The organism is Collinsella sp. AF20-14LB (assembly GCF_003459505.1).
Lineage (GTDB): Bacteria > Actinomycetota > Coriobacteriia > Coriobacteriales > Coriobacteriaceae > Collinsella.
The window spans coordinates 64,872-74,134 of the sequence record NZ_QRWD01000011.1 but is presented as its reverse complement, the minus strand read 5'-3'; the positions used below and the strand labels follow the sequence as shown (position 1 = coordinate 74,134).

Here is a 9,263-nt window from a genome sequence, read left to right as displayed (position 1 = left end):
TAATGGATGGAAACGGATGTTCTATCGGGACACACATTTTGTCCTATAAGCCTTAGCTGCCTGTACAAACAAAAGGAGGCCTCCGCGGCGATGCAGAAGCCTCCTTTTTTGTGCACGGTGTACTTTTGAGTGTGCAAGTGGGGGAGTTGTTACTCCTCGACGATCTCGGTGATCGCGCCAGCGGGGCAAGCGTCCTGGCAAGCGCCACAGGCGACGCAGGAGTCCTCGTCGGCGACGGTAGCGACGTCCTGGAGCTCCAGAACGCCAGCGGGGCAGGAGTCGACGCAAACGCCACAAGCGATGCACTCGTCGGCATCAATTACGGGATGAGCCATGGTAGTTTCCTCTCTGTTGACCGACGCTACAGGCGATGCGCGCCGGTTTGATTCGGGCAAAAACATACCACGGGAGCGACCGTTTGCAATACCCTCTGGCCGGCATCTTCATACCGTTCGCCGAGTATGCCAAGGTTTACTAAAAAACGCGCAGGTGGGGCCGTTGAGCTGCGCAAATGTTAGCTATAGGTGACTTGTAATATTGACCTATTGAGCGCGCCTGCGGAAAGGGCATCCCGTTATTTGGCCGAAAACCGGGTCGCAGTTTCCGGTTGGGCCCGCTAGCGGAAACTGCGACCCGGTATCAGCTCTCAAAACGGGATACGGTTTCCGGTTGAGCCTTCAGACGGAAACTGCGACCCGGAATCTACGCTCAAACCGGGATGCGCTTGCCGCAAGACGGCCCCCAGGCACCCCCGGACGCAAACCCCAGTTATCTCTACATAGATCTCAATAGATCTGCCGAGAACTCAAACAGTGCATCTACCTGCACATTTGAGAACCTAAACTCTCAGCAATAAGAAATCTTATATGAATTGACTTAGATTTTGTATATTCCGGCCCATAAGGGGATACACTACATCCTGAAAGACAAGCCGAAGCGCCGCGCGACAGACCGTCGAGGCGACGCGAACGCAAAAGAGAGAGGGAATTTCTAATGAGTAAGATTCTTGGTATCGACCTTGGTACTACTAACTCCGCAATGGCCGTCCTCGAGGGCGGTTCTCCGACCATTATCGTGAACGCCGAGGGCGACCGCACCACCCCGTCTGTCGTGGGCTTCCGTGCCGACGGCGACCGCGTCGTGGGTAAGGCCGCTAAGAACCAGGCTGTCACCAACCCCAAGAACACCGTGTTCTCCATCAAGCGCTTCATGGGCCGCAAGTACTCCGAGTGCACCTCCGAGCTCAAGACCGTGCCGTATGAGGTCAAGGAGGGCCAGGGCGGCCGTGCCGTCGTCGACATCGAGGGCAAGGATTACACCGCCGAGCAGGTGAGCGCCATGGTGCTCGCAAAGATGAAGGCCGACGCCGAGAAGTACCTGGGCGAGACCGTCACCGACGCCGTCATCACCGTCCCGGCCTACTTCAACGACGCCCAGCGTCAGGCCACCAAGGACGCCGGTAAGATCGCCGGCCTCAACGTCAAGCGTATCGTCAACGAGCCGACCGCTGCTGCTCTGGCCTATGGCCTGGACAAGCAGGGCTCCGACCAGCGCATCCTGGTCTTCGACCTGGGCGGCGGCACCTTCGACGTCTCCATCCTCGACCTCGCCGACGGCGTGTTTGAGGTTCTGTCCACCTCGGGCGACAACCACCTGGGCGGCGACGACTGGGATCAGCGCGTCATCGACTGGATGGCTGACAAGTTCCAGCAGGAGAACGGTGTCGACCTGCGTCAGGACCCCATGGCCCTGCAGCGTCTGAAGGAGGCCGCCGAGAACGCCAAGAAGGAGCTCTCCGCAGCCCAGCAGTCCACCATCAACCTGCCGTTCATCACCATGAACCAGTCCGGCCCGCTGCACCTCAACTACACGCTGACCCGCGCCGAGTTCGAGAAGATCACCCGCGACCTGCTCGAGCGCTGCAAGCAGCCTGTCACCAACGCCCTGCGCGACGCTAAGCTCAAGCTCTCCGATCTGACCGAGGTCATCCTCGTCGGCGGCTCCACCCGTATGCCCGCCGTCCAGGATCTGGTCAAGACCATGACCGGCAAGCAGCCCAACATGTCCGTGAACCCCGACGAGGTCGTTGCCGACGGCGCTGCCGTCCAGGGCGGCGTGCTCACCGGCGACGTCGAGGGCATCCTGCTGCTCGACGTTACCCCGCTGTCGCTGGGCGTCGAGACCATGGGCGGCATCATGACCAAGATGATCGACCGCAACACCACGATCCCGACCTCCAAGACCGAGGTCTACTCCACCGCTGCCGACAACCAGACCAGCGTCGAGATCAACGTGCTCCAGGGCGAGCGCGAGCTTGCCCGCGATAACAAGTCGCTCGGTAAGTTCCAGCTGACCGGCATCCCGGCTGCCCGCCGCGGCGTGCCGCAGATCGAGGTCACCTTCGACATCGACGCCAACGGCATCGTCAAGGTCTCCGCTAAGGACAAGGGCACCGGCAAGGAGCAGCAGATCACCATTTCCGGCTCCACCGCTCTGTCCGACGACGAAGTCGATCGTATGGTCAAGGACGCCGAGGCTCATGCCGAGGAGGACAAGAAGCAGAAGGAAGAGGTCGAGGTCCGCAATCAGACCGACAGCCTGTGCTACTCCACCGAGCAGACCCTCAACGAGCTGGGCGACAAGGTTTCCGCCGACGTGAAGTCCAAGGCCGAGTCCGCTATCGCCGACGCCAAGAAGGCGCTCGAGGGCTCTGACGTCGAGGCTATCAAGGCCGCCGGCGAGTCCCTGCAGTCCGTGGCCTACGAGCTGGCCCAGGTTGTCTACGCCGACGCTCAGCAGCAGACCGACGGTGCCGCTGGCGCCCAGCCTGCCGACGATGACGTTGTCGACGCCGACTACGAGGTTGTGGACGACGAGGACAAATAATCATGTCCGCCCGTAAAGCTCGCACGGAGGCGGCCGCCGCTGGCGCCGCCCCCGTTGACTCTGAGGAGAAGGACGTGAAGATTCCCGTAGAGGCCGTTGACGATACCGAGGCCAACGAGGCCTCGGCCGCCGAGGCTGCCGAGAACCAGGTAGAGGATTCCAACAAGGAGGCGACGATGACCGAGGACGAGATGGTGGAAGCCGCTATCCGCGCCGGTGAAGAAGCCGCCGACAACGACTTTAAGCTCAAGTTCGAGCAGGCTCAGAAAGAGCTTGCCGACGTGCGCAATGAGCTCGATGCTGCGGCAGAGGCTCAGAAGGCCGCCGAGGACAAGGCAAAGGACGCCACCGAGCGTACCGCCCGTCTGCAGGCCGACTGGGAGAACTTCCGTCGCCGCACCGCCAATGAGCGTATCGCCGAGCGCGAGCGCGCGACCGAGAAGCTTGTCACCGCGCTGTTGCCGGTGATCGACGATATCGAGCGTGCAATCGACCATGCCCGTAGCCAGGAGCTTTCCGACGACTTTAAGCAGTTCGTCGATGGCGTCGATGCGGTGCATGCCAAGCTGCTCGATGTGTTTGCGCACGAGGGCGTTGAGCCCATCGACCCCAAGGGCGAGGCGTTCGATCCGCTCGAGCACCAGGCCGTGGGGCGTGTCGAGGACGCATCGCAGTACGACGAGACTGTCAACGACGTGTACCAGAAGGGCTACCGCATGGCGGATCGCATCCTGCGTTCCGCGATGGTGACGGTGACCTACGGTGGCGAGAAGCGCCCCGCACCGGAGCCCGAAGCGGCGCCCGAGGATGCTACGGCCGATACGGCCGAGAGCACCGAGGAGTAATTGAGAAGGGCCCCGGGGCAACACCCGGGGCCCTTTCTGGCCTAGTGCCATATGAAAGCATGAGCCGCCGCCCGCTGGGCGGCGGATGAAACAGGAGAGGAGCTACGATGGCTGCAGGCAAAACCTTCTATGACATCCTGGGCGTATCCAAGAGCGCCTCCGACAAAGAGATCAAGAGCGCGTTTCGCAAGCTCGCGCAAAAATATCACCCCGATGCCGGCGGCGACGAGGCCAAGTTCAAGGAGATCAGCGAGGCCTACGAGACGCTTTCGGACGAGAAGAAGCGCAAAGAGTACGACCAGATGCTCATGTTCGGCGGCATGCCGGGCGCGGGCGGCGCGTATGGCGGCGGCTACGGTGCCGGCGCCGGTGCGAGCGGCTGGGGCGATATCTTCGACAGCATCTTTAGCGGCAACGGCGCCTGGGGCAGCGATTGGGGCTCGGGCTTTGCCGGGGCTGCGGGTGCTGCCGGTGCCGGCGCGGGCCGCAGCCGTGCTCGCAAGGGCGGCGACCTGTCGCTGACCGTCGATGTGACGGCCGAGGACGCGTTTCGCGGTGTGACGCACAAGGTCACCTACCGCATTCCCTCGACAGGCGAGCAGCAGACCATTACGGTCTCGGTGCCTGCAGGCGCGGTCGACGGCGGCAAGCTGCGCTACAAGCGTCGCGGCGAGTATGGCGTTGCCGGCGGCGAGCGCGGCGACCTGGTCGTGACCACGCACGTGGAGGAGCATCCGCTGTTTAAGCGTAAAGGTGCCGACGTGACCATGGAGGTGCCGATCTCGGTCTACGAGGCGGCGCTCGGCTGCACGGTGGACGTGCCGACGCCCGGCGGTGCGACGGTTCGTCTGAAGGTGCCCGCGGGTACCCAGACGGGCAAGAAGTTCCGCTTTAAGGAAATGGGGGCGCCCGACGTTAAGCACCGTGGCCGTACGGGCGCGCTGCTCGTCGAGATCAAGGTGCAGGTCCCCACGAACCTATCCGATGACGAGCGCGATGCCATGACCAAGCTGCGCGAGGTCGACACGCGCGATTATCGCGAGAAGGTCAACCGTTACAAGGCGACGTACTAGGGCGGTCGTGGCGCACACCCGCGCCCGCGGGCTTATGATGGACGATAACGAGACGGAAAGGGGTCAGGTAGCATGGCCGAGGACAATAGGAATAAACCGCTGTACATGATCAGCGTGGCGGCCGAGTTGACCGGCATGCATCCGCAGACTCTGCGCGTCTACGAGTCCAAGGGCCTGGTGAACCCCCAGCGCTCGGGCGGCAACACGCGTCTGTATTCGCGTGCCGATATCGAGCGCCTGGAGCTCATCAACCAGCTGACTGACGAGGGCATCAACCTTGCCGGCGTGGTGCGCATCCTCGATATGAAGGAGCGTGCCGAGGAGCGCGAGCGCGAGAACGAAAAACTCCGCGCACGCGTGCGCCAGCTCGAGGACGAGCTGCACGAGTACAAGATGCAGAAGAAGATCACCGCCCTGGCCCCGCGCGACGGCTCGGTCAACCCCGAGCAAGTCATGCGCAAACTGCTGGGCGCCGGCGGAGATCTCTAGGGTCCGCCGTTCTGACGAACGGCGGACCAGTTGACGCTGCGCGCCGTCCAGAGCGACAATTTGTCATTCAAAGGGCAAGGCATGACCAGAAGGTCTATGCCTTGCCTTTTCCATGCCAACTTGTTCGCTCTGGACGGCGCTCGCTGTCCGTCCTCTGCCTGCGGCGTTGCCTTGCTCCGGATGCGGTAGGGTAGTCATTGGGGACGTTCTTAAATGACTAGTCGAAAGGGACGCTCTTGCACAAAATCTTCCGGCCCTCGACCGGCACGTCCTTTACTTTACCTAGATAAAGTGAACGTGCAGATTCGTAACCAACTCGCAACCGTTCTATGGCACGATATTGAACGAATGTATGCTATGCGCCCAAATCTTTTGGGCAGAGTGGGAGACAGTATGGTCAAGCTGTACGAGGACGGCATCTACCTGCGCGGCGGCAGCGAGGTCGTGCCTGCGGCCGAGGCTGCCGAGCGCGGCATTACGCAGGCGCCCGAGGATGCCAAACGCGGAACCATCGCGTATTCGATCCTCCAGGCACACAATACGTCCGGCGACCCCGAGGCGCTCAAGATTCGCTTCGATGCCATGGCAAGCCACGACATCACCTTTGTCGGCATCATCCAGACGGCGCGCGCCTCGGGCATGGAGCAGTTCCCGCTGCCTTACGTGCTCACCAACTGCCATAACTCGCTGTGCGCCGTGGGCGGCACCATCAACGAGGACGACCACGTCTTTGGCCTCTCGGCTGCCAAGAAGTACGGCGGCATCTTCGTTCCGCCGCATATCGCCGTTATCCACTCCTTTATGCGTGAGAACTTCGCGGGCTGCGGCAAGATGATCCTGGGTTCCGACTCGCACACCCGCTACGGCGCTCTGGGCACCATGGCCGTGGGCGAGGGCGGCGGCGAGCTGGCAAAGCAACTGCTGCGCGACACCTACGACGTCGCCTATCCCGGCGTCGTCGCCATCTACCTCACGGGTGCCCCGCGCCCCGGCGTCGGCCCGCACGATGTGGCGCTCGCCATCATCCGTGCCGTCTTTGCCAAGGGCTACGTCAAGAACAAGGTCATGGAGTTTGTGGGCCCCGGCATCGCGAGCATGACGACCGACTACCGCAACGGCGTCGACGTCATGACCACCGAGACCACCTGCCTTTCCTCCATCTGGGCAACCGACGAGGACACGCACGCGTTTTTGACCATGCACGGCCGCGGCGACGACTACCGCGAGCTCAAGCCCGCCGATGTCGCCTACTACGACGGCTGCGTCGAGGTCGACCTGTCGAGTATCAAGCCCATGATCGCCCTGCCGTTCCATCCTTCCAACGGCTTTGAGATTGACGAGCTCAACGAGAACCTCGAGGATATTCTGCACGAGGTGGAGCTCGAGGCCGCCAAGATCGGTGAGGGCAAGACGCACTTTAGCCTGCTCGACAAGATCGTCGACGGCAAGCTGCACGTGCAGCAGGGCGTTATCGCCGGCTGCTCGGGCGGCAACTACGACTCCGTGGTGCAGGCTGCCCGTGTGCTCAAGGGCGCCAATACCGGCTGCGGCGAGTTCTCGCTGTCGGTCTATCCCACGAGCCAGCCCGTGGCGCTCGAGCTCACGCGCCGCGGCTATATCTACGACCTCATGGAGGCCGGCGCGATCGTGCGCACGGCGTTCTGCGGCCCGTGTTTTGGTGCCGGCGACACGCCGGCCAACAACGGTCTGTCCATCCGCCACACCACGCGCAACTTCCCCAACCGCGAGGGTTCCAAGCCGGGCAACGGCCAGCTGAGCGCCGTGGCCCTGATGGACGCTCGCTCCATTGCGGCGACCGCAGCCAACGGCGGCATCCTGACGGCGGCGACCGATCTGCCCGAGGAGACTTGGGACGAGGCCTGCGAGTACGCCTTCGACGACGCTCCCTACAAGAAGCGCGTGTACTGGGGCTTCGGCAAGGCCGAGCCGGCCGACGAGCTGGTCGAGGGTCCCAACATCAAGCCGTGGCCTGCGATGGAGCCGCTCGGCGACGACATTCTGCTCAAGGTGTGCTCCAAGATCATGGACCCGGTCACCACGACCGACGAGCTCATTCCCTCGGGCGAGACAAGCTCCTTCCGCTCCAACCCGGTGGGTCTGGCCGAGTTTACGCTCAGCCGCCGCGACCCTGCCTACGTCGGTCGTTCCAAGGAGGTCGACGCCGTGGAGAAGCGCCGCGTGGCCGGCGAGTCCGCAGGCGACCTGGCGGCGCTCGATGCCGAGCTTGCCGGTGTGTTTGAGGCGCTGACCGGCGCGGGTGTCGCGGCCGATGCCAAGGCGACCGAGTTCGGTTCCATGCTCTACGCCAAGAAGCCCGGTGACGGTTCTGCCCGCGAGCAGGCCGCGAGCTGCCAGCGTGTCATCGGCGGCTTGGCTAACATCGTCCACGAGTACGCCACCAAGCGTTATCGCTCCAACGTTATGAATTGGGGCATGGTGCCCTTCCAGATGGAGGCCGAGCCCAACTTTGAGGTGGGCGACTATGTCTTTGTGCCGGGTATCCGTGCCGCGCTCGATGGCGACCTCAAGAACATCGCCGCCTACGTGGTGCGCGCCGACGGTGCGGTCGAGCAGATTGAGCTCTACATTGCCGATATGACGGCCGAGGAGCGTGCCATCGTCAAGGCCGGCTGCCTGATCAACTACAACAAGTTCAAGGCCGCTGCCGAGTAACGCACTTAATTGTCCGCCCGGGGCTTACCCTTTCCCGCTCGCTCACGCGCTTCGCGAGGGTCGCCCGAGGGAAAGGCATGGTCGGGGCTACCGCGACGTTCTCGTTGGGTCTTGAGGGACGCTAGTAAATAGACTTGCTTGATGCCGCCTCTGTTAATGGGGCGGCTTCTTTTTGTCGAAAACCACCACAAAGATGCCTGCCCGACGGGTCCTTATTTCGATGGGGTCCAGGTTATTTCGTCGTCAAATAGCCAAGTGCGTGCCGAGCCACTGTTGCGCGCTGTCTGCGGATCGGGCTCGCAGGTTTGTTCGTAGGCATCTTCGGTACACTGATCCATAAAACTGACGACTGCCGTCTGGTCGCCCTCCATGACGTAGATTACGTCGCCATCCGAGATATAGACCCCCGGCCCTTCATTGTCCACATAGCCGGGGTCGTATGAGACGTTGCACAGTCTGCTCCCGTTTGCCGCATCGAGTTCAAGGGTCGAATAATACCCGCCATTCATTTGGCTGTTCTTGGCTCGATATATTACGGCGCCGTACCACCGCTTAAACGTCTTGCCTTTGAGCAGCTTGGCTGCCTTACCGATAAGCTGCTCATCTTTGGTATAGCGCTTGGCCCCAAGTTCGATACGGGGATAGTTGCTGACCCCAAGCGCTGCGGGCGTACCGTCAAAATCGACGGTGATCGAATCGGGTTTGACGATATCGGTGAGGATTTCGATGGGATAGCTTACGGTCTCAATCACCGCCTGCGTTGCAGAGGCGGGGAGAAATGCGAGATAGATAATGCCCACGCCGACTGAGGTAATCGCAAACGCTAAGACGAGCAGGCCGATATAGGTGGAGCGTTTCACGGCGGGTACCTCGCAAACAGTATGCATTCATTAATATAAGTGATACCAGCTTACGACAATATTCAAAAGAAAGCGACCGCCCGGAATGAGGGGGCTGAAAGGCCCCATTGGGCTTCGATTTGGGGTCGCCAAACGTAGGCTGGGCTTGATGCCGCCTCTTGTAATTGGGGCTGATTCTTCTCTGGACCACCATAAAGGGGGCAGGCGCCTTTGTGGTGGTTTCATTGGTCTCAATCTGTAACAGCTGGGCTGCAAAAAGCGGGTTTGGTGTTACAGGTTGAGATTTTCGGACGGGGCTCCGCGGTTAATCTCGATCTGTAACATCTGGACCCCAATTTGCCGAGTAGTTGTTACAGATTGAGACAAACGGTTGCCGTCGATCGCTTCATCTAAATCTGTAACACCTGGGACCGAAA

The 9,263-nt window shown here is 61.6% G+C and carries 7 protein-coding genes; 5 read left to right on the top strand and 2 right to left on the bottom strand.

Annotation, left to right across the window (positions count from 1 at the left end; genetic code table 11):
* Positions 1 to 149: 149 nt before the first annotated feature.
* A complete protein-coding gene (locus DWX63_RS07080) occupies positions 150 to 335 on the bottom strand; it encodes a DUF362 domain-containing protein (protein WP_006235216.1) in 186 nt (61 codons plus the stop codon).
* 658 nt (positions 336 to 993) lie between these two features.
* On the opposite strand from DWX63_RS07080, the gene dnaK reads away from it, so the two are divergent.
* From dnaK to DWX63_RS07055, 5 genes are all read left to right on the top strand, one after another.
* On the top strand, positions 994 to 2,886 hold the full coding sequence (gene dnaK / locus DWX63_RS07075) for a molecular chaperone DnaK (RefSeq protein ID WP_117843230.1): 1,893 nt from the start codon (positions 994 to 996) through the stop codon (positions 2,884 to 2,886).
* 2 nt (positions 2,887 to 2,888) lie between these two features.
* Positions 2,889 to 3,731: a nucleotide exchange factor GrpE gene (locus tag DWX63_RS07070; RefSeq protein WP_117843229.1), complete on the top strand. Its 843-nt coding sequence runs from the start codon at positions 2,889 to 2,891 to the stop codon at positions 3,729 to 3,731.
* Between the two features lie 107 nt (positions 3,732 to 3,838).
* A complete protein-coding gene (locus DWX63_RS07065) occupies positions 3,839 to 4,804 on the top strand; it encodes a DnaJ C-terminal domain-containing protein (protein ID WP_117790316.1) in 966 nt (321 codons plus the stop codon).
* A 72-nt stretch (positions 4,805 to 4,876) separates the two neighbouring features.
* Positions 4,877 to 5,293 carry a heat shock protein transcriptional repressor HspR gene (locus DWX63_RS07060; protein ID WP_006235210.1) on the top strand — a complete coding sequence of 139 codons (417 nt, stop codon included), beginning with the start codon at positions 4,877 to 4,879 and terminating at the stop codon, positions 5,291 to 5,293.
* 393 nt (positions 5,294 to 5,686) lie between these two features.
* Positions 5,687 to 7,987, top strand: a complete 2,301-nt coding sequence (locus DWX63_RS07055; RefSeq protein ID WP_117843228.1) for a hydratase — start codon at positions 5,687 to 5,689, stop codon at positions 7,985 to 7,987.
* 212 nt (positions 7,988 to 8,199) lie between these two features.
* Here the strand turns inward: DWX63_RS07055 and DWX63_RS07050 are convergent, their stop codons facing one another.
* The gene (locus tag DWX63_RS07050; protein WP_158559634.1) at positions 8,200 to 8,874 is read right to left on the bottom strand and encodes a hypothetical protein; all 675 of its coding nucleotides are present in this window, start codon (positions 8,872 to 8,874) and stop codon (positions 8,200 to 8,202) included.
* Between the last annotated feature and the right edge of the window lie 389 nt (positions 8,875 to 9,263).